This is a genomic window from Hymenobacter koreensis (assembly GCF_039541855.1).
GTDB classification, from domain to species: domain Bacteria; phylum Bacteroidota; class Bacteroidia; order Cytophagales; family Hymenobacteraceae; genus Solirubrum; species Solirubrum koreensis.
Window position 1 is genome coordinate 329,551 of record NZ_BAABHA010000010.1, and the last position, 19,679, is coordinate 349,229.

Consider the following 19,679-nt stretch of genomic DNA (forward strand, 5'->3'; position numbering starts at 1 on the left):
CGCTAGTAAGGGTATTGCTGCAGGGCCGCAAGCAACTGTTGATTTTCGGCTTTGGTACCTACCGTCAGGCGCAGGCAACCGGCGCAGCCGGGCTGGGTAGTACGGTTACGTACCACAATGCCGCGGGCCAGCAGGTGCTGGTACATAGCCGTGGCATCGGGCCGGAAACGCACGAGCAGAAAATTGGCATCGGAAGGAAACACGTGCTCCACAACGGGCAGTGAGGGTAGCGTGCTTTCTAACGCCCGGCGGCCCTCCAGGAGTTGTTGCCGCATGGTCTCGTACCGGCCTACGTCGGCAAGGCCGGCCAGCACATGCTGCTGCGTGGCTTCCGACACGTTATAAGGAGGCTTGATTTTGTTGAGGTAGCCAATGACGGCCGGTGAGGCAAAGGCCATACCGAGCCGGAGCCCCGCCAGCCCCCACGCTTTCGAGAGGGTTTGCAGCACTACCAGATTCTCAAACTCCGCCAAGCGGGTCGTCCAGCTGGGCGCGGCGGCAAAGTCCACGTAGGCTTCGTCCACAACCACCAGTCCAGAGAAGCCCTGCAGGATTCGCTCAACCGCCGTCTGGTGCAACAGGTTACCGGTCGGGTTATTGGGCGAGCAGAGAAACACCAGCTTGGCCGACGAAGCCAACACCTTGGCAATAGCGTCCTCAGAAAGCTGAAAGTCGGAAGTTAACGGCACGCGCTCCACGCGCACGTCGTTTAAGTTAGCGGCTACTTCGTACATGCCATAGGTGGGCGGCAGCACCAGAATGCTGTCCTGGCCGGGCACGCAGGTCAGGCGTACGAGCAGGTCGATGGCTTCGTCGGAACCGTTGCCGAGGAAAATCTGCTCAGGACGAACGTGCTTGAGCGCCGCAACTTCGGTCTTAACCAGGCGCTGCAGCGGATCGGGGTAGCGGTTGTAGGCCGCGGGGCCTACCGAGCCCTGGCTGTTTTCGTTGGCATCGAGCATCACGCGGGCATCGCCCTGGAACTCGTCGCGGGCCGAGGAATACGGTTGCATGGCCCGTACATTGGGCCGAATGAGGTTATCGAGGTTCATGTCGTCGATGTTCTGTCACCACGGCATCCTGTGCAGGCGTGCGGCCGGCACCCTGCCGCAGCCACCGCCACACAAGGCCAGTAGATATTACTTGTCAATGGATTCCAGGCGCACGGTTACGGCGCGGGCGTGGGCCCGCAGTCCTTCTGCTTCGGCCAGGGTTTCCACCACCGGCCCCAGCTGGCGCAGCCCCTCGGCACTGATGCGCTGGAACGTGATTTTCTTCACGAATGAATCGAGCGAAACGCCGCTGTAGCTGCGGGCGTAGCCGTTGGTGGGCAGCGTATGGTTGGTACCCGAAGCGTAGTCGCCAGCCGCTTCCGGCGTCAAATGCCCCAGAAAAACCGAGCCGGCGCTGGTCACGCCCTCGGCCAGTTCCTCCGCGTTGTCCACGGCCAGAATAAGGTGCTCGGGGGCGTACTGGTTCGAGAAGAGCAGCATTTCCTCTTGGGTGCGCAGCAGCACGGCGCGGCTTTCGCGCAAGGCCAGGGCGGCCACTTCGCGCCGCGGCAGCTCGGCCACCTGGCGTTCCACCTCCCGTACCACATTTGCCAGCAGCTGGGTAGAAGTGGAAAGCAGCACCACTTGCGAATCGGGCCCGTGTTCGGCCTGCGACAGTAAGTCGGCGGCAACGAAGGCCGGCGTGGCCGAATCATCGGCAATAACCAACACCTCCGACGGACCGGCCGGCATGTCGATGGCTACGCCGCGCTGGGCGGCCAGCTGCTTGGCGGCGGTTACATAGCGGTTGCCGGGGCCGAAGATTTTATCAACGGGCGGCACCGACTCGGTACCCCCTGTGAGGGCCGCTACAGCCTGGGCGCCGCCTGCTTTAATAATCGTGGTAATTCCCAGCAACTCGGCGGTAAACAGGATAACCGGATTTACTGAACCGTCGCGGGCCGGGGGCGTACACAACACGATATCGGGGCAGCCGGCCAGCCGCGCCGGTACACCCAGCATCAGCAGAGTACTGAACAAGGGCGCCGTGCCCCCGGGAATGTAGAGGCCCACGCGCTGCACCGGCACCGCACGGCGCCAGCATTCCACGCCCGGCATGGTTTCCAGGCGCAGCTCGCCCTCGCGCTGGGCGGCGTGAAACCGCTCAATATTGGCGCGGGCTTGCCGAATGGCGGCCTGCAGGTTTTCGGGAACCTGCGCGGCAGCGGCAGCAAACTCCTCGGGAGTCACCCGCAACTGGGTGAGCGTAGCCCCGTCGAGTTCCGCGGCATAGTGGCGCAGGGCTTCGTCGCCGCGCTGGCGCACATCGTCGAATATCTGTCTTACCCGCTCGGCCACCTGGGCGGCTTCGGCTTGGGCGGGGCGCTGCTGCAGCGCGGGCCACTCGGCGGCGCTGGGGTAATTAATGATTTGCATGGCAGCTACCCGATTAGGCAATCATTTTTTCGATAGGGAGCACCAGAATGCCTTCGGCGCCCACGGCTTTCAGGCGGTCGGTTACGTGCCAGAAGTCGTCCTCGTTCACCACCGACTGCACCGACACCCAGCCTTCTTCGGCCAGCGGCGTGACGGTAGGTGACTTAATGCCGGGCAGCAGGGCTTTCACGGCGTCGAGGGCCGCCACCGGAGCGTTCAGCACAATGTACTTGTTACGACGGGCGCGGCGCACGGCTTGCATGCGGAAGCGTAGCTGGTCCAGCAACTCCTGCTTTTCAGCCGACAGGTTTTGGTTGGCAATCAGTACGGCTTCGGAGCGAAACACGGTTTCTACTTCGCGCAGGCCGTTGCCCAGCAAGGTGGAGCCCGAGGAAACGATGTCGCAGATGGCATCGGCCAGCCCAATGCTGGGGGCAATTTCCACCGATCCGCTGATGGTGTGCAGGTGTGCCTGCACGCCGCGCTCGGCCAGGTAGCTGCCCAGCAGCTGCGGGTACGAAGTAGCAATGTTCTTGCCCTGCAAATCATTTACCGAGTCGTAGGCCTGGCCACGGGGCACGGCCAGCGACAGGCGGCACTTGCTGAATCCCAACGGCTCGACTTCCAGCGGCATCAGGCCGGCTTCCACCAGCACGTTCTGGCCCACAATGCCCAGGTCGGCCACTCCGTCCTGCACGTAGCCGGGAATGTCGTCGTCGCGCAGAAACAGGATTTCGAGAGGAAAATTGGTGGCTTCGGTTTTGAGTTTAAAGGTGCTGCTCAAAAAGCCGATGCCGCACTCACGGATGAGCGAGAGGGAATCTTCGCTCAGGCGACCGGACTTCTGAATGGCCAAACGGATCATGTGGGGAGGGGTAATCGAAAGAAAAATAGCCCACGAGGCGCAGCTCCCGAAGGGCCAGCGTTACTCAGGCAAACACTAAACAGCGGAGGCGCCCAAAAGTCAGCGGCGAGCGGCTGCGGGCGAAGGGGTAAACCGGGGCATCCGGCGCACTAGCCGGATGCATGTAGTGTATCTATTCCTCCTGGGAGGAATGGTGATGATGGCCGGCATGCGCGTGTGCGGCAGCCCGAAACGGGGCAACCGGCAACAACGAGGGGCGCACAGGAGCAGCGAAGAATAGCATGCGGCGAATAATCGTGCCGCAAAAGTACACCCGGTTTCGGCTTTACCAAATTTTTAACCCGATTTGCATCACATGATGATGTGACGATTAAACCTCGTGCGCCCCCGCCTGTCGTATCTTGGCACTTTCTCAAGGGCTGAGCCGTTTTTTCACTACCCTCGCCGAAAACCTATGCCACGTATCCTCTCTTTCCTGGCCGGCAGCTTATTGCTTTGCTCGGTGGCCACCGCCCAGGAATTCCCGCAGCCGCAAGCCAGTCCGCACGCCGTGGTTACCCAAACCATCGGCCTGACCGAAGTAACGGTGGACTATCATGCGCCCAACGTAAAGGGCCGCAAAGTGTGGGGTAACCTGGTGCCGTACGGCCAAATATGGCGGGCCGGCGCCAACGAAAACACCCTCATTACCTTCTCCGACTCGGTGCGCGTGGGCGGCAAGCCCGTGCCAGCCGGCAAATACTCCCTGTTTGTGCTGCCCCTGGCCGACGAGGAATGGCAACTGGTCCTCAACAAGGTAACCACGCACTGGGGCGCCGAGGGGTACGACGAAAAGAACGACGTGGCCCGTTTCCCGGTGCTGCCTGAAACCGCCCCCATGCGCGAAACCCTGAACTACTGGTTTTCCGACGTGCGCCCCGGCACCGCGCGGCTTAACCTGTCCTGGGAAGAGCGCACCATTAGCGTAAGCATCCGCACCGATGTCAACACGCAGGTACTTCGGGCCATGCGCAAAGCCGTAGCCGAGAAACCCAACAACCCCCAACTGCTGGCGCAGGCCGCCGAATACCTCATTCAGAACCAACTGGAAGGCGAGCTGGCGTTGCGCTACATCAACCAGGCCATCGAGCTTAACAACACCTACGCCAACAACTGGCTGAAAGCCAAACTTCTGGCTCAGAAGGAAGACTACACCACGGCCGTAGCCTTTGCCCGCCGCGCCATTAAACTGGGCGACAAAGACGACGAGTCATTCAAAACGCAGCTGCCCAGCATGCGGGCGGTGCTCACGCAGTGGCAGGCCAAGGCGTATTAGTTACACGTCTAAAGAAAAAGAGGCTCCTGGCGTTGCCAGGAGCCTCTTTTTCTTTGTACCTAAATTTGAAATCAAAAGCGTGCAATCAGGCGCAGGTTAATCACGCGCTGAGAGAGGTAGTTGGGCACGGCATACGTACGGGCGTTTAAATCCTGCACGTAGCTGTAGCCGGCCACGTTGTTAGCGGCCAGCACGTTCAGCACTTCCAGGCCCAGCCACAGGCTTTCGGGCTGGTAAAACTTGCGCATCTGGTCGTTGCGGGCGCTCAGCACTTTAGAAACGCCCAAATCCACGCGCTTGTAGCTGCGGGTGAGGCTGGTGGTACCGCGTAGCTCTGGTAAACCGGGCGGGCTAAAAGGCAGGCCGGTGCCAAACACCAGGTTCACGTAGCCGCGCACGGAGGGATTGTTGGGCAAGTGGTCCTGGAAGTATACGCCTAGGTTCAGGCGCTGGTCGGTGGGCCGGCGAACGTAGCCTTGCTCCTTTTTGCCAATGGCGTTGCCCGCCTCGTCGCGCACGGTCAGGGAGTCGCCCTCCAGGTTTTCGCGGGTGGTGAGCAGGCCCAGGCTAAACCAGGATTCGGCGCCCGGCACAAACTCGCCGCTGATGCGGGTATCGAGGCCGGCGGCATAGGCCGTGGCCATGTTTCGGGCGAAGTAGCGCAGCCGCACGTTGTCTACGTCGTAGGGAATGACGTCGGTGAGGTACTTGAAATACACTTCGCCCGTGAATTGGAACGGCCGGCCCCACTGCTCAAAGCGGTACTCGGTGCCGGTGATGAAGTGCACCGAGCGTTGGGCGCGCAGCTCCCGGTTCAGCTGGCCCTCCAGGTCGCGCAGCTCGCGGTAAAACGGAGGCTGGTGGTACATCCCGGCCGCGGCTTTGTACGACAGGTTGCGGTTGCGCCGCGAAGTAACTGCGTACTGCACCCGCGGGCTAGCCACCAGCTGCCCGTTCACCGACCAGTAGTGCAAACGTGCCCCGTAGGTGAGCGTGCGCAGGGAATCGAAGCGTACGGTGTGCTGGGCGTAGGCCTGGTAACGCTCCGACGTCAGGTCGAGGTCGGTAACCAGGCGCGTAAAGCGCTGCACCGGCACGAAGTCGGCCGAATCGATGAAAGTGTATTCGTTTAAACGGTCGTTGATGCTTTCCACGCCGGCTTTAACGCCCCAGCGCAGCGTATGCCGCTCGTTGGGGTCGTAGGTGCCGCGGGCTTCCAGATTACCGATGCGAGCCAGCAGGGAATTGCGCGAATGATCGAAGCGCGAACCCACGTCGCGCTGGCGCACTACCTGGTTGAAGTCGGGCGAGCGGGGGTTGCTGTTTACGTCGGCAAAGCGGTAAGCGGCCTCCACGTCGCGCAGCTCCTGCTCCCGCGACACGAGCCCGCCCAGAAGCACCTCGCCCGTGAGTCGCGACGAGAAATGGTGCGTCAGGTTCAGGCCGCCCTGATAGGTATTGTACTGCATCCGCTCACGGCCGTCGTAAAAAATGAACAGCCGCTGAAACTGATTCAGTCCCGAGCTGAACGTAGCCTGCCCGGTTTGGGGCGCGAAACGAAAATTGTTGCTGGCCATGGTCGTGAGCAGGCCCAGCGTGGTGCGCTGCCGGTCGGTATCGGGGCCCAAAGCCGCGCTGATGTAAAGCTGGCCGTCGGCGTACGTGGGGTCGTACGCGCCTTGGTTCTGACGCAAGGACCGCAACACGTACTGCGCGTTTTTGTAGCGCAAACCCGCCAGGTAACTCACCCGTCCCGATTTCGACACTTCTTCCAGGTGCAGGGCACCGCCCACCATACTGGCCGTAACCGATGCTGCCCGCCGCTTGGGCTGCTTGTAATCAACGTTGAGCACCGACGACAGCTTATCGCCGTAGCGCGGCTGCCAGCCGCCGGAAGCAAACTGCACCCGATCAACCAAATCGGGGTTTATGAAGCTCAGGCCTTCCTGCTGGGCGGCCGTCACCAGGAACGGGCGGTATACCTCGATGCCGTTGACGTACACGAGGTTTTCGTCGTAGTTGCCGCCGCGAACCGAATACGTACTGGTCAGTTCGTTGTTGGCCACCACGCCGGGCAGCGTGGTCAGCACTTTGTTGAAGTCGCCGAACGCCGAGGGCAGTTCCTTGGCCGTGCGCGGGTCGAGCTGGGTAATGCTGATTTGCTCGCGCGTGTCTTCCTGACGCCGGCCCCGCACGGTTACGTCGCCCAGGTTGCGCGCATCGGCCTGCAGGGAAAAGCTTAGTTCGGAGCCGGCCGTGAGCTGTTCGGCCGTGAGCACGCGCCGCAGGGAAACGTAGCCCAAACGACGAAGAACCAACACCGCTCCTTTCCCGGCTTCCAGCCGAGGTACAACCAGCCGAAACCGACCGGCGGCATCGGTGTTTGTTCCACCGGGCTGACCCTCCAGCGCCACCGATACTTGCTCCAGGGGCTGCCCGGCCGCATCGCGCACCGTGCCGCGCAACTCGATGCGGGCGGGTGAAGCTGTTTCCTGCGCCTGGGCCGCATGGGGAACCACAAGGCCCGCGGCCGGCATCAGCAGCAACGTACGCAGGGCCAGCGCCGGCGAAAACGCGAAACGGGAAAACGGTACGGGTAAGTGCATTAGTGCTCGGCTATGGCCGCAGAAAGCTGGGCGCGAAGTTCGGCCAGGGTAGCCACGGGGTCGGGCGAGCTGAACACGAAACTACCGGCCACCAGCACATCGGCGCCGGCTTCAATCAAAGGCAGTGCGTTGTCCTGGTTTACGCCGCCGTCAATCTCGATCAGGGCGTCGGAGCCGGCATCCACCAGCAGTTCCTTTAGCTCGGCTACTTTTTTAAGCGTGTTCGGAATAAATGCCTGGCCGCCAAAGCCGGGGTTCACCGACATCACGCACACCAGGTCTACATCGGCGGCTACGTCCTGCAGCACCCAGGCCGGCGTATGCGGGTTTAATGCCACCCCAGCGCGGCAACCTAACTTTTTGATCTGTTCGATAACCCGGTGCAAGTGCGTGCAGGCCTCGTAGTGCACCGTAATGTTAGCCGCACCGGCGTCGCGAAACGCTTCGAGGTAGTGCTGAGGCTCCTCAATCATCAGGTGCACATCGAGCGGCTGCTGGGCGTGGCGGCGAAGTGCTTGGAGCACCGGCAGGCCGAAGGAAATATTCGGCACAAAGCGGCCGTCCATGATGTCGCAGTGCAGCCAGTCGGCGGCGCTGCCGGCCAGGCGTTCGGCTTCGGCTTGAAGGTTCGCGAAATCAGCCGCCAGCATCGACGGGGCCAGCAACGGAGCAATACGGCGAGTCATGTTCATGCCGCGAAATTAGGGGATTAAAGGATGGAGCAAAGGCATAATATGAGCAGCACAGCCAGCGCATTAGCGGAATAGGTAATTCGGTTGTAAGGAATTCCGATTCTACTTTATAGCCAGAGGGAAGCGCCAAAAGCCCTGCGTGTTGAAGTAAGGAACTTCCCAATTGGAGCGGCTGGTGCTGCCCTTCGGCTATTCCCCCTTCTTCCAGGGCTGCCAGTCTAACTCGCCGTTTTCCCGGCGGCGCAGGAAAACCGTTTGGTCGTCGCGCTGCATCTTGCCGAAGGTAACGTCGCCGCGGCAGTCCAGGCACTTCACTGAGGTGTACTTAAACTTATCCTGGGCTACCCGCGAGGTTAAATCGAGGTTATCAGAGCCGCACAGCCCGCAGGCAGGTACATCGGGAAAACTAAGCCGGTCGTATTCGGCTACGACTTCGTGAAAGCTGCTGCCCTGCACGGTAAAATGAAACTGGCGCCGGCCAATGCGCTTGGAAACCATTAACTGCAACATCGATTCAAAATGAATAAGGGGTTTCAGATTTGTAATGCCCGCTTGGCACTACGCCAACGCGGCGACGCGGACGGTATTGCGTCCACGTCGCCGCGCACAAGGTAACGCCACAGCTAGTGCTGCATGAAACGCAGCGTGCGGGATTTTCCGCCGCTTTGCGGCTCCACCGTGCACAAGTACATGCCCGAACGCAAAGGCTCGGGCTGCAGCGGCACTTGGGCAGCGGCACTCGGCGACATTATTTTCTCGGCCACCAACGCCCCCCGAACGTCGTAAATCACCACGCGCAAGGCTTGGTTGCGCAGCTCGGCCGGCAGGTTAAGGAACAGGTCGCGACCGGCCGGGTTCGGGAAAATGCTTAGTTCGCCATCGGGAATGGTGCCGCCGTTTTTGGCGAGGGTATTGGCCCGCTCGGCATTGGGAATGCCGTAACCCAAGAAATTATTAGGGTTATCGGCCAACGACGCACTGCGCTGCAGCCAGTGCATGACTTGCTGCGCCGTAAGCGTGGGATTGGCTTGCCAGAAGGCCGCGGCCGTGCCAGCCAGCACCGGGCAGGCGAACGACGTTCCGTTGCCACGGGCCACGCCGCCGCCCGTGGTAACGAAGGCCGCCAAATACCCCTGAGCCGCAAGGTTAGGCTTGATGCGACCATCAGCAGTGGGCCCTACGGAGCTGAAACCGGCAATAACGCCGAGCGAATCCACCGCGCCCACGGTCAACACCGAATCGGCATCGGCCGGTGCGCCAATGTAGCGCCAAGCGCTGCCGCCGTCGTTGCCGGCCGAGTTCACCACCAGAATACCCGCACGGGCGGCCATGGTGGCGGCCCGGCTGGCCACCGAAGTGCGGCCGTTCATGTCGGCATAAGTGTGGCTGCGCGACGGAAAATCAAAGGTGGTATAGCCCAGTGAAGAGCTGATGATGTCGACGCCGGCGGAGTCGGCATACTCGGCGGCGATAAGCCAGTTGGCCTCCTCAATTGGGTGTTCCGACGACACGTCTTCCGTCAGCAGCAAGTGGTAACTGGCCTTGGGTGCGGTGCCGATGTAAGTGGTGGCCAGGTTACCGGCCATGCAGGAAAGCGTGTTTGTGCCGTGGCTGTTGCGCTCGTACACGCCCCGGTCGCGGCCCACAAAATCGAAGGTACTGAGCAGGCGGTTCTCGTTGCGCATCGAGGCAAACGGCGCCGACTGGTTTACGCCGGGAAAACCGGCATCGAGCACGGCAATGTGCATGCCTTCGCCCCGGAAGCCGGCGTTGTGCAGGGCTACCGCCCCAATCATATCGGCCTGCCAAAACGCCTGGCCGTAGTTTTTGTCGCGGGTAGTTAACAGGTCGGCTACCGACGCGGCTGCTTCCGTGCTTGTTGGCTCGGCGGGTAAGCTACGGGTGCTGCTGCGCGTGGTACGGTTCAGGGTTTGGGCCGAGCGAACGAAAGGCAAAGCTTGCAAACGCCCCAGGGCAACGGAGTCGCAGGCTACCACGGCCGCGTTAAACCAACGCGAGGTGTACCAGAGCTGCACGCCCGAAGTTGCCTTTACCTGTGCCACGTACGTGGGCGACACGGGCAAGTCGCGGGGCTGTACCGGAATGTTCTGCCGCTGCCGTCGCTGTACGGCCCGCGCCGAAAGAAAAGCCTGCGGCTGCGCTATGGTAAACGGCGTACCGGCTTTATCGCGGAAGTAAATGAGGTGGCGACGCACGGTACCAGTGGTTTGCACGGGCGGCGTAGGAGCCGCTTCGGCAGCCGTTCCTACGAGGGCCGTGAGCAGCACAGCGAGAGAAAAAAGGCGCATGGGCAAGATGGCAGGAAAACAGATGAACGACGACAAGATAAGTATTTGGTTGCAGGCTACCCGGGGTACCCCCGCATACCCAGACACGCCCGGCGAATCGATTGTTTCCTACCGCGTACAAACACCGCCGTTGATCGTGTTTCACAACGAAAAACCCCGAAAAGCGAAGATGCTTTTCGGGGTTTTGCCTTCTTGTTTCCGAGGTATTTAAGGCTTGTATTCGATGAGGGTTTCGCGCCGCTCCTCCCCGATTACCACGTAGCCCGAGCCGATCTGGCAGTTCTGACCGGGAGTACCCTGGCAGTAGTTTAGCACACGCTTTTCGCGGTAAACCGGGCCCACGCCCTGCGCGAATATCTGGCGTTGGCTGCGGCGGTAAAAAATGGTATCGGGGCTGGGGTCAACGGTGGTTATGGTGCGGTTATACGATTGCCCTCCGATGGTGTATGCGGCTCCCACGGCCTGGTACTGGCGGGTTTTGGCAATTACGGTGTCGCGGTCGTTGTACACGTCGCGGTTCCACTGCACGTCGTTTTTCGCCGGAAACACCAGCTCCACGGTCCGCCGGTTGTTGCTCGACAGCTCCACGGTGGTTGGTTTCACGGTAAGGGTCATCACGCTGTCGTCCTGCCAGGCGGCGGTGGCGTTAGGCCGCACCGAGCGAATGAGGCGGTACGTAAGCGCACCGCTAACATTGGTGTACGTATCTACTACCCGCTCGCGCCGCTGCAGCGTGGAGGTAGTCACCACGTTGTTCGAGTAGTTCTTTACTTCAACCCGGTACACGCGGTAGCTGCCTACCTGCAACGGATAGTAGTCGGTATCGGCCGGCTCGGGCTTCAGGACTTCGTTTTCACAGCCTGCCAAGGCGAAGCAAACGCCCAGGAGAAAACCGGCCGCAACACGCATCCGAGGGAAAAGTAAAGTCATAACAAGGCACTAAACAGGTGTAGAAACCGCAAAACCCGGCAGCGGAACCGGCGGGGCCAGCTGTGCCGGACTCCGCTCTATCCAGCCGCCACCCAGCACGTCCTGACCGTCGTAGAACACGGCGGCCTGGCCCGGTGCAATGGCGTGTACGGGCTCGGGAAAATAAACGTACACTTTTCCGTCCTTTTCCTCGAGGAACGAGGGTGCGCCACCGTGGTTGTAGCGCACTTTGGTAACCGCCGGCACCAGGCCCCGGCCTTCCAGCGTGGCGAATTTGCCGTGATTCACCCGGCCCACCACCGTGGCCGAGCGGGCTAGCTCGTCGTAATTGCCCAGCACGACTTCGTTGGTTTCGGGCCGAATTTCCACCACGTAAGCCGGGTAGCCCAGCGTTACGCCCAGGCCTTTGCGCTGGCCCACGGTGTAAAACGGATAGCCTTCGTGCGTGCCCACGGCCGTGCCATTGGTTAGCACAAAACGGCCGCCGGCCACCCGCGCTTCCAGGCCTTCCACCCGGCGCTTGAGAAAGCCGCGGTAGTCGTTATCGGGAATAAAGCAGATTTCGTAGCTCTCGGGCTTGTTAATGAGCTCGGTGAAGCCGCGCTGGCGGGCATACTCCCGGATTTCCGATTTGCGCAGCTGGCCCAACGGGAAAATGGTGCGCGCCAGGCTTTCCTGCGACACACCCCAGAGCGCATACGACTGGTCCTTGCTTTCGTCGAGGCCTTTGCTGATGACGTAACGCCCGTTTTCCTGCCGGATCTGCGCGTAGTGGCCGGTGGCAATAAAGTCGCACCCCAACTGATCGGCGCGGCGCAGCAGGGCATCCCACTTGATATGGGTGTTGCAGAGCACGCACGGGTTGGGCGTGCGGCCAGCCAGGTACTCGTTCGTGAAGTCATCGATGACGTGGCCGCCGAACTCGTTGCGGATATCGATGATGTAGTGCGGAAAACCCAGCTCCACGGCCACGTAGCGCGCGTCGTTAATGGAATCGAGCGAGCAGCAGCCGGTTTCTTTTTTCGAGCCGCCGGCCGTGGCGTAGTCCCAGGTTTTCATGGTCATGCCCACTACTTCGTAGCCGGCCTCGTGCAGCATTACCGCTGCCACGGATGAATCGATGCCGCCGCTCATGGCGACGAGTACGCGCCCTTTGGACGGTGTAGAAGTGGTATCTGGGTTCATATGGCAACGCCCGCGAAGTCAAGGTTCGCGGCCGAATTGGCAAAGGTAACACATGCGAGCCGGCGCAGGTTTCGCTACTTTTGCCGAATCGATGTTTGAAGGCCTACAGATGGGGCGGCCGGCGCTGGCCGCAACCTTTGGGCGGGTCAAACATTTATTTGTTTTGACTGTCCGTCTTTCTAACGTCCGGTTTCGCCCATTCCCCGACCTTCTGCTCTGTGGCCCTTTTGATTCCCGTTATCGTTCGCGGCATTAACAACCTTTCCGATGCGCGCTACTGCGCCGGCATGGGTGCCGAGTATCTTACCTTTCGCCTCGACCCGAGCCTGCCCGGCGCCGTAACGCCTGAATTGGTGCAGGAGCTCAGCAGCTGGGTAGCAGGTGTTCACCTGATCGGAGAATTTGACACCCTGCCCGCCGAGCAAATCAACGCCCTTGCCAGCGCCTGCGGCCTGCACTCGGTCATGCTGCACCGGGTGCGCCGGCCCGAAGAAATGGCCGAGTTGGCCCTGCCCGTGCTAACCCTCGTGAAATGGGTACCCGACATGCTGCCCGAAGACGTGGACAACCGCTTCCGCACCTTGGCCCCGCACGTGGCCGGCTTCGTGTTGTCGATGCCGCCGCCCCAGCCGCTTACCGATTTTCAGATGGCCCACCTCACGGAACAGGCGCGCGCCTACCCCATTTGGTTGTCGCCGGCTTTCGCATCGGGCCCCCTGCGCCGCCTGCTAAGTACGGTTGCCCCTACGGGCTTAGTGCTGGAAGGCGGCGACGAAATCAGGACCGGCGTGCGCGACTTCACCGAGCTGGAAGCGGTGTTTGAAGAGTTGGAAGCCGAGGAGTAAACGCCCCGGCTACGCCATAACGGCGGTAAGCTTGCGTATAGGCTCGCCCAGCCGTTGGTCGCCGGTAATGCGCACGTACTGCTCGGCACTGGTTAGCTCCTTGCTTAGCAGCTGCCACATTACGGCCCCATCCACCTCAATGCTGGTTACCGGATCAACCACGAACTCGCCCAACATCCATTTATCGGTTGAACGGTGCAGGTGCCATTCCTGCGCGCCAGGCCCCGTAACCGTAACCCGTAACACGGTTCCGGCAGGAGCTTCCACCGCGCGGTAATGGTGCGGCAGCGCGTGCATGGACGTTTGTAAATAAGGCCCGTAGAACCGGGGTTGCAGCAGTTCCTCTTCGCCACGCCCCACCGCCTGGCGGATTTGCTGCTGATGGTGCCACTTCTCGGTAAACTCCCGCGCTACGTGAAACCAGTTCCGGGACTCGTTTTCCCCGGCCCAGGCTACCGCAAACGCCGCCGGTGCCCAGGGGTCCAGCGTACTTAAAAATCGGCTGTATTCTTTTCCGGTTGCTTCCAGCAGCCATACCACCACCTCCGGACTCAGGCGGCGGGTGGCCGTAATCCAGTCGGCGTTGAGCTGATTCAGAAAGCTGACCAGCCCGGTGTGCGTGCCCAAATCGGTTTGGGGCGCGATGCCGAAGTGCCCGTCGCGCAACATAGACAGGGTCCGCAGATTCCCATCCAGCAAGTGCAGCGCTACATCCATCACCTTCCAGCGCGGAGCTAAGGTTTGCTGCTCCCATTCGGCTGGCGACAGGTTACCCAGGAAGTCGATCAGCAGGGCATCGATTTCCGGGAACAAGTGCAGCGTTTCAATGGGAACCGGGCGCGACATGGCAAATGAAGTAGGTGAGCACACAAGGCAATGTTGTTTGCCTCTGGCGTCCTGTTTGAGGTTTAGGAAAGCGTGAAATGCAGGTATTTGATGGGCACACCCCGCTCGCGGTATTTCCGCTCGTAAGTGGTTTGAATGTCGTGCGCGTGGGGTAACAGTTCGGGCGTTTGGTAGAGGTCGTAGGTTACCACCAGGTTAGAGGCCTGCCTCTCCTGCAGCAATTCTACGCTGTACTCAAACAAGGAGTCCGAGTCGGTTTTGAGGTGCACCATACCGCCGGGACGCAGCACCTGGCGGTACAGCTCCAGAAAGCGCGGCGAGGTAAGCCGCCGCTTGGTGTCGCCGAGCCGCGGACGTGGATCCGGGAAGGTTATCCAGATTTCATCCAGCTCGCCGGGACCGAAGTGTTCCAGCAGCTTTTCGGCCTGCACCCGCAGAAACCCCACATTGGTTAGGCCCTGCTCTTCGGCCAGCACGCTGCCGCGGTGCATCCGCTCGCCTTTGATGTCGAGCCCCAGAAAATTGCGCTCGGGATAACGCGCCGCCAGGCCCACCGTGTACTCGCCCTTGCCGCAGCCTATTTCGATGGTAATGGGGTGGTCGTTGCGGAAGAAATCGGATTTCCAGCGGCCAATCAGGTTGCCGAACGTGGCTTTCCCCGGCTCCACAATGTCGGTACGCTGGGCGTTGTCGGCGAAGCGCTTCAGTTTTACTCGGCCCATGAAGGCAATGTGCTTGTGTGAATAATTTCGGTACGCCCTGTTTGCTCAACCAAGGCAAGGCAGGCTAATTAGCCCCGTACAAATCGGGTACTTCGGCTACTACAAAGGTGCTGCCGCCCACGAAAACCACATCATCGGGCGCGGCGGCTTCGCGGGCGGCGGCCAGCGCCAACTCCACCGACGCGTACGCCTGGCCTTGCAGGCCGAGCTGTTGGCCGTACCCGAGCAGGTCGTTGACGGGCAGCGCCCGCGGAATGCTGGCCTGGCAGAAGTAATACGTGGCTTCGCGCGGCAGCAAACGCAACACGGGCTGTGGGTCTTTGTCGTTCACCATGCCCAGCACCAGGTGCAAATGCCCGTACTGTAACCGCGCCAGCTGCTTCATAACCAGCTTGATGCCGGCTTCATTATGACCGGTGTCGCAGATTACCAGTGGGTTTCGCCCCACAATCTGCCAGCGTCCGCGCAGGCCGGTAAGCGTTTGTACAGAGCGTAACCCCAGGCGCACGTGCTTGTCGGTTATGCCGAAGCCCTGATTGCGTAATTCCTCTACCGTGGCCAGTACCCCCGGCAGGTTCAGCCGCTGGTAGTCGCCCACCAGCCCGAGCTCCAGGTCATCAAACCATACTTCCTGCCCGCGCCACACGCGCAGGTGCTGTGTAGCCGCGGACGGGTTATCGTGGAGCAGTTCGGCGCGGTACCGGGCATCGGCAAACAGCAGCGGCGCTCCTACCTGCCGGGCTACTTCGGTAAAAACCTCGGCAACCTCCGCCTGGGTCTGGCTGATAACCGCCGGCACGTTGGACTTGATAATTCCGGCTTTTTCACGGGCTATCAGCGGCAGCGTATCGCCCAGAATGGCCTGGTGGTCGTAGCTGATGTTGGTGATGAGCGACACCAGCGGTGTGATGATGTTCGTGGAATCGAGGCGGCCGCCCAGCCCTACTTCCACCACGGCTATATCAACCTGTTCGGCAGAAAAATAGTCGTAGCACAGCGCTACGCACATTTCGAAAAAAGAAGGCTTGACCTCTTCGAAAAGCCCCTGCCATTTTTCCACCCACTGCACCAAATAAGTTGGGGTCAGCTCCTGCCCGTTTAGGCGGATGCGCTCGGTAAACTCCCGCAAGTGCGGGGACGTGTACAACCCGGTGCGGTAGCCGGCTGCCTGCAACACGGCCGCCAGCATGTGCGAGCTGCTGCCCTTGCCATTGGTGCCGGCTACGTGTACGGCCCGAAAATTTCGCTCCGGATGCCCCATGGCCTCCACCAGGCGCTGTACCCCCACAAGCCCGTCTTTAAACCCGGCCGCACCCACGCGCTGGAACATCGGCAGCTGGCCGTAGAGGAAAGCAAGGGTTTCGGGGTAATTCATAGCGCGGGGCAGTTCAGGGTGCAAAAAAACGCCGCCGGCCGGAGAAATCCGACCGACGGCGCTAATTAAGCCGAAGATGTGCGGCTATTCTACCCGGAAACGGTAAGTGTAAAAGCCGGTGGCTCCTCCTGTTCCGCCCTTTACACGGCGGAACGTGGCCTTATTCGATACGGCGTCGATGCAGGCCTGCACCTGGCGCGGCGACATGTTGCTGCCCACTTTGGTTACGGACACAATTTCGCCGTCTTCGTCGATCTTGATTTTCAGGCGCACATAACCGCCTTCGTTGTCGAGCGGCTCGACGCGCGGCGTATTCTCGAAAGCCCAGCCGCTGTTGCCAAAACCGTCGCCCATGCCGTCGCCACCGCCGGTACCTCCCCCGCTGCCGGGGGAACCGTACAGGGCGCGGCCGTCGAGGGTACCTTCTGGGCTGCCCTGGTCGCCCACGGTGCCGGGCTTGTCGCCGTTGTTGTTGCCCGAGGGCGAGTTGCTGGTGCCGCTGGTGCCATTGCCTCCACCGGTGGCGGAACCACGCGGGGTAAACACGGCCCGGCGGTCAACCTTGGGTTTCTCGGGCTCGGCGGGCTTCACGGGTTCTTCGCGCGGACGCTCGGCGGGCTTTTCAACCGGCGGAATTTTTACGTCGTTTTCTTCTGCGTCGCTTGTCAAAATTTTCTCCTCGGCAGGCTGCTCGGCTACCGGCGGAGTACGCACGGCAGGTTGCGGCTCGGGGTCGGGCTGCTGGGCAGGTGGGCGGCTGTCTTCGCGGTTAGGCGAGTCGTTGGCCGGCGCCGTGGTCTGGATGTCGCCCGAACCCGCTTCGTCCAGTCCGTAGTTTAGCTCCACTCCGCCGCCACTGCTGAGCACGATGTCCTCGGGCGGGTTTTTGAAAACGATCAGGAAGAACAACAGGGCCAGCAGGCCGTGGAAAGCCAGGGTACCGATGAGCGCCTCGCGGCGGTGTTCTTCGCGAAATTCAACGGCCATAGTTCAAAGTTGAAAAGAGGTAAAAGCTGCGTTGCGGTTAAACAACGTGCCCCGGTGCGGCTGGGGTTCAGCGCATCGGGGCAAGTTAGGGGCCAAGACCGAAGAGGCTAGCCTTTGGACTGCTCCGCGGCGGTGGCCATGACCATTTTAATTTTTAGTCGATTCCCGATTTCAAGTACGTCCACCAGCTTCTGCACGTTCAGCGCTTTATCGACGCGCAACACCACGGTGGTTTCTTCGGAGCCTTTGATGCGCTGACGCAACGCTTCTTCGAGCCCGCCGGGCGCCAGTGGCTGACGGTCGAGGAAGTAAGAACCGTCGGCGGTAACCGAGACGTTAATGGTTTGCTTCATTACAGCCTTGCCCGACCGCGCATTGGGCAGCAGCAGCTTAATCACGTTCGGGTTAACCATCGTCGACACGATAAGGAAGAACAGCATCAGGAAGAACATGATGTCGTTCATCGAGCTGGTCTCGACGTGCGAAGAAAGTTTACGACGGCGGCTTAAATCCATGGGGCTAAGGTGGTACGCTTCGCTAATGTGCGAATGAGGTGGAATGTGCTGATGTGCATACGATGCCTTCAGAGCGGCTTGAGCACATTACCTTCATTTAACCTCATTGGCACATTAAAAATTTAGTTGTCCTGCAGAATGTCCATGAACTCGATGGCCGAGTTTTCCATGCGGAACACCAAACGCTCTACCATTAAAGTGAGGCCGTGGTACCCAACGTGTGCGATGATGCCCACAATAAGGCCGGCCGCCGAGGTTACCATTTTGGTGTACAGACCGCCCGAAATCTGGGCAATACCGAAGTCCCCGGTGGTACTGATGGCGTAAAAGATTTTGATTACCCCGACGATGGTACCCACAAAACCCAGCATGGGCGCAATACCAGCCACAATGCCGAGCACGCTGATGTTCTTCTCGAGGCGCGCAATTTCCACCTTCCCTACGTTTTCCACGCTGGTCTCGATGTCTTTGAGCGGAATGCCAATGCGGCGTATTCCCTTCTCAATCATGCGGGCCAGCGGCGAAGCGGTTTGGGCGCAGAGCATTTTGGCGCCCTGCAAGTCGCCCTTCACCATCAGGTTCCGGATTTGCGACATAAACGAATCGGGCAGCGCGGCGGCTTTCCGGATGGTGATGTACCGCTCGATGATGATGTAAATGGAGAGCAGCGAGAGCAACCCGATCGGGAGCATAATCCAGCCCCCTTGCAGGATCAAGTCGATGACCGAAAGCTCTGGCTGGGCGGCGGGTGCAGCCGCAGCGGCGGCGGTGGGGTCGGCGGCGGAGTCGGCCGCAGCGGTGGTTATCTGCAGCAGAAAAGGTGCAATCATGCTAATAGTTGTAGACCAGAATGTCGGAGCCGTATTGTTTGCGCAGGGCGGGTAAGCCCTGCCGGGCAGCGGCTTGGGTGCTGAAATCAGCGACGGTGAGACGGAAATGTTTGGTACCGCGAACTTGCTTGGAACCTCGGCGCGGCAGTAGTACTTTGGCGACCCGGCCTTTGCGGGCCAGGTTTAAACGGGCCTGTTCTACGCTTCGCAACGAGTTAAAGCTGCCCACTACCACGTAAAAACGGTTTGTAACCCCCGAAATTGTGGTGCCGGCTGCCGACGATGATGTTACCGACGGCGCAGGCTTGCGGCTGGTTGCAGCAACCGGCTTTTTAGCGGGCACGGCGGGCGCCACCGCACGGGCGCTAACGGCCTTTTTGGTGGCAGCAGCCACGGCTAGTTCCGCATTTGCGGGTTCCGGCTTGGCTATTTCGGGCTCCTCAACCTTGCTTCCGTCGGGCAGGGCTACCTCGCCAAAGGCTGTATTGGCCAGGTTGGCGGCTTGAGGCTGGCGAGCCAGTTCAGTTGTTGATTTGTTGGCATTCAGGTGCCATTCGTCGGGCCATTTAGCGTAGCCGTTCTGCACCGCGAACTGGTAATTGGCCGTCAGGAATAAACCAGCCAACACAAACACCGACGCAAAATTGAACACGCGGCGCAGTCGGGCACGGTTGCCGGCGGCCAGCAGCGGCTGCGGCGCTTCCCGTACCCGCTCCCGAGCCAGCAGGGCATCAGTAGCACGCACGGGCCGCGACGTAAGCTCGGGCAAGCCAAAGCTGGACGTAAGCAAGTTTGCCGAACCGGTGTACTCGAAATCCAGGCCGCGGTCGGGGGCGCCGCGGAACACGCCGATACCCGGCAACTCGGTGCGCTGTTGGGCTTCCAGTTCGCGCTGCATGGTGGCTACGGCTTGGCGGACCTGCTGGCGAGCCTGCGCGGCGGAAATGGCCAGGGAACGGCTGAGCGCGTCCACGAGCAAGCCGTCGTTGCGGGTAAGTGCTTGGTTAAAAGCCACGCGTTTAGCGGGCGGGGCCAGCGTGTGGCGCACCGGGTGCAGCCGGGCCGGTTCGTAATCCGCAATGAGCCCACCGAAATCGGGAATGATTACGCAGTCGTGGTCCCGGAGCAGGCGTTGAATGTGGTCGGATAGCTGCAAGGCGCTGAGGTAAAGGGTGATGAATGGGGTAGGCAACCGGGTTTGGCAAGCGAAAGCGGCAGAACACCGCCA

At 60.9% G+C, this 19,679-nt stretch carries 18 protein-coding genes; 2 read left to right on the forward strand and 16 right to left on the reverse strand.

Annotated elements, in window-relative coordinates; genetic code table 11:
• Positions 1 to 2: 2 nt before the first annotated feature.
• The 3 genes from hisC to hisG form a co-directional block, all read right to left on the reverse strand.
• Positions 3 to 1,052 carry a histidinol-phosphate transaminase gene (gene hisC, locus ABD903_RS15365; protein WP_345225717.1) on the reverse strand — a complete coding sequence of 350 codons (1,050 nt, stop codon included), beginning with the start codon at positions 1,050 to 1,052 and terminating at the stop codon, positions 3 to 5.
• 87 nt (positions 1,053 to 1,139) lie between these two features.
• The gene (hisD, locus tag ABD903_RS15370; RefSeq protein ID WP_345225718.1) at positions 1,140 to 2,429 is read right to left on the reverse strand and encodes a histidinol dehydrogenase; all 1,290 of its coding nucleotides are present in this window, start codon (positions 2,427 to 2,429) and stop codon (positions 1,140 to 1,142) included.
• A 13-nt stretch (positions 2,430 to 2,442) separates the two neighbouring features.
• Positions 2,443 to 3,294, reverse strand: a complete 852-nt coding sequence (gene hisG, locus ABD903_RS15375; RefSeq protein WP_345225720.1) for an ATP phosphoribosyltransferase — start codon at positions 3,292 to 3,294, stop codon at positions 2,443 to 2,445.
• Positions 3,295 to 3,748: 454 nt separating this feature from the next.
• Between hisG and ABD903_RS15380 the strand changes: the two genes are divergently transcribed.
• Positions 3,749 to 4,609, forward strand: a complete 861-nt coding sequence (locus tag ABD903_RS15380) for a DUF2911 domain-containing protein (protein WP_345225722.1) — start codon at positions 3,749 to 3,751, stop codon at positions 4,607 to 4,609.
• A gap of 71 nt (positions 4,610 to 4,680) precedes the next feature.
• Here ABD903_RS15380 and ABD903_RS15385 read toward each other — a convergent pair whose 3' ends face one another.
• The 6 genes from ABD903_RS15385 to mnmA form a co-directional block, all read right to left on the reverse strand.
• On the reverse strand, positions 4,681 to 7,215 hold the full coding sequence (locus ABD903_RS15385) for a TonB-dependent receptor (RefSeq protein WP_345225723.1): 2,535 nt from the start codon (positions 7,213 to 7,215) through the stop codon (positions 4,681 to 4,683).
• Entirely contained in the window at positions 7,215 to 7,907 is a 693-nt protein-coding gene (gene rpe / locus ABD903_RS15390) for a ribulose-phosphate 3-epimerase (protein WP_345225726.1), read from the reverse strand. The genes ABD903_RS15385 and rpe overlap by 1 nt, the downstream gene beginning before the upstream one ends.
• Positions 7,908 to 8,096: 189 nt before the next feature.
• On the reverse strand, positions 8,097 to 8,417 hold the full coding sequence (locus ABD903_RS15395; RefSeq protein WP_345225728.1) for a hypothetical protein: 321 nt from the start codon (positions 8,415 to 8,417) through the stop codon (positions 8,097 to 8,099).
• Between the two features lie 113 nt (positions 8,418 to 8,530).
• Entirely contained in the window at positions 8,531 to 10,216 is a 1,686-nt protein-coding gene (locus ABD903_RS15400; protein ID WP_345225729.1) for a S8 family serine peptidase, read from the reverse strand.
• Between the two features lie 207 nt (positions 10,217 to 10,423).
• Positions 10,424 to 11,146, reverse strand: coding sequence for a hypothetical protein (locus tag ABD903_RS15405; protein WP_345225731.1), 723 nt, complete (start codon positions 11,144 to 11,146; stop codon positions 10,424 to 10,426).
• 9 nt (positions 11,147 to 11,155) lie between these two features.
• Positions 11,156 to 12,331 (reverse strand): tRNA 2-thiouridine(34) synthase MnmA, encoded by a 1,176-nt coding sequence (gene mnmA, locus ABD903_RS15410; protein WP_345225733.1) that lies wholly within the window; start codon positions 12,329 to 12,331, stop codon positions 11,156 to 11,158.
• A 218-nt stretch (positions 12,332 to 12,549) separates the two neighbouring features.
• Here mnmA and ABD903_RS15415 point away from each other — a divergent pair, with 218 nt between their 5' ends.
• Complete coding sequence (locus tag ABD903_RS15415) at positions 12,550 to 13,176, forward strand: hypothetical protein (RefSeq protein WP_345225735.1); 627 nt, start codon at positions 12,550 to 12,552, stop codon at positions 13,174 to 13,176.
• Positions 13,177 to 13,185: 9 nt separating this feature from the next.
• Here ABD903_RS15415 and ABD903_RS15420 read toward each other — a convergent pair whose 3' ends face one another.
• From ABD903_RS15420 to ABD903_RS15450, 7 genes are all read right to left on the reverse strand, one after another.
• Positions 13,186 to 14,022 (reverse strand): maleylpyruvate isomerase N-terminal domain-containing protein, encoded by an 837-nt coding sequence (locus ABD903_RS15420; protein WP_345225737.1) that lies wholly within the window; start codon positions 14,020 to 14,022, stop codon positions 13,186 to 13,188.
• A gap of 62 nt (positions 14,023 to 14,084) precedes the next feature.
• Entirely contained in the window at positions 14,085 to 14,744 is a 660-nt protein-coding gene (gene trmB, locus ABD903_RS15425; protein WP_345225739.1) for a tRNA (guanosine(46)-N7)-methyltransferase TrmB, read from the reverse strand.
• 64 nt (positions 14,745 to 14,808) lie between these two features.
• The gene (locus tag ABD903_RS15430) at positions 14,809 to 16,119 is read right to left on the reverse strand and encodes a bifunctional folylpolyglutamate synthase/dihydrofolate synthase (protein ID WP_345225740.1); all 1,311 of its coding nucleotides are present in this window, start codon (positions 16,117 to 16,119) and stop codon (positions 14,809 to 14,811) included.
• A gap of 84 nt (positions 16,120 to 16,203) precedes the next feature.
• Entirely contained in the window at positions 16,204 to 17,106 is a 903-nt protein-coding gene (locus ABD903_RS15435) for a hypothetical protein (RefSeq protein ID WP_345225742.1), read from the reverse strand.
• 107 nt (positions 17,107 to 17,213) lie between these two features.
• Positions 17,214 to 17,621 (reverse strand): ExbD/TolR family protein, encoded by a 408-nt coding sequence (locus tag ABD903_RS15440; protein ID WP_345225743.1) that lies wholly within the window; start codon positions 17,619 to 17,621, stop codon positions 17,214 to 17,216.
• A 122-nt stretch (positions 17,622 to 17,743) separates the two neighbouring features.
• Positions 17,744 to 18,451, reverse strand: coding sequence for a MotA/TolQ/ExbB proton channel family protein (locus ABD903_RS15445; RefSeq protein ID WP_345225745.1), 708 nt, complete (start codon positions 18,449 to 18,451; stop codon positions 17,744 to 17,746).
• A gap of 1 nt (position 18,452) precedes the next feature.
• Positions 18,453 to 19,643 (reverse strand): HU domain-containing protein, encoded by a 1,191-nt coding sequence (locus ABD903_RS15450; RefSeq protein WP_345225747.1) that lies wholly within the window; start codon positions 19,641 to 19,643, stop codon positions 18,453 to 18,455.
• Positions 19,644 to 19,679 lie beyond the last annotated feature (36 nt).

What these genes read in the sequence shown, in the direction of transcription:
- hisC (WP_345225717.1), bottom strand. Translation starts at nt 1,052, where the DNA reads ATGAACCTCGATAACCTCATTCGGCCCAATGTACGGGCCATGCAACCG.
- hisD (WP_345225718.1), bottom strand. Translation starts at nt 2,429, where the DNA reads ATGCAAATCATTAATTACCCCAGCGCCGCCGAGTGGCCCGCGCTGCAG.
- hisG (WP_345225720.1), bottom strand. Translation starts at nt 3,294, where the DNA reads ATGATCCGTTTGGCCATTCAGAAGTCCGGTCGCCTGAGCGAAGATTCC.
- ABD903_RS15380 (WP_345225722.1), top strand. Translation starts at nt 3,749, where the DNA reads ATGCCACGTATCCTCTCTTTCCTGGCCGGCAGCTTATTGCTTTGCTCG.
- ABD903_RS15385 (WP_345225723.1), bottom strand. Translation starts at nt 7,215, where the DNA reads ATGCACTTACCCGTACCGTTTTCCCGTTTCGCGTTTTCGCCGGCGCTG.
- rpe (WP_345225726.1), bottom strand. Translation starts at nt 7,907, where the DNA reads ATGAACATGACTCGCCGTATTGCTCCGTTGCTGGCCCCGTCGATGCTG.
- ABD903_RS15395 (WP_345225728.1), bottom strand. Translation starts at nt 8,417, where the DNA reads ATGTTGCAGTTAATGGTTTCCAAGCGCATTGGCCGGCGCCAGTTTCAT.
- ABD903_RS15400 (WP_345225729.1), bottom strand. Translation starts at nt 10,216, where the DNA reads ATGCGCCTTTTTTCTCTCGCTGTGCTGCTCACGGCCCTCGTAGGAACG.
- ABD903_RS15405 (WP_345225731.1), bottom strand. Translation starts at nt 11,146, where the DNA reads ATGACTTTACTTTTCCCTCGGATGCGTGTTGCGGCCGGTTTTCTCCTG.
- mnmA (WP_345225733.1), bottom strand. Translation starts at nt 12,331, where the DNA reads ATGAACCCAGATACCACTTCTACACCGTCCAAAGGGCGCGTACTCGTC.
- ABD903_RS15420 (WP_345225737.1), bottom strand. Translation starts at nt 14,022, where the DNA reads ATGTCGCGCCCGGTTCCCATTGAAACGCTGCACTTGTTCCCGGAAATC.
- trmB (WP_345225739.1), bottom strand. Translation starts at nt 14,744, where the DNA reads ATGGGCCGAGTAAAACTGAAGCGCTTCGCCGACAACGCCCAGCGTACC.
- ABD903_RS15430 (WP_345225740.1), bottom strand. Translation starts at nt 16,119, where the DNA reads ATGAATTACCCCGAAACCCTTGCTTTCCTCTACGGCCAGCTGCCGATG.
- ABD903_RS15435 (WP_345225742.1), bottom strand. Translation starts at nt 17,106, where the DNA reads ATGGCCGTTGAATTTCGCGAAGAACACCGCCGCGAGGCGCTCATCGGT.
- ABD903_RS15440 (WP_345225743.1), bottom strand. Translation starts at nt 17,621, where the DNA reads ATGGATTTAAGCCGCCGTCGTAAACTTTCTTCGCACGTCGAGACCAGC.
- ABD903_RS15445 (WP_345225745.1), bottom strand. Translation starts at nt 18,451, where the DNA reads ATGATTGCACCTTTTCTGCTGCAGATAACCACCGCTGCGGCCGACTCC.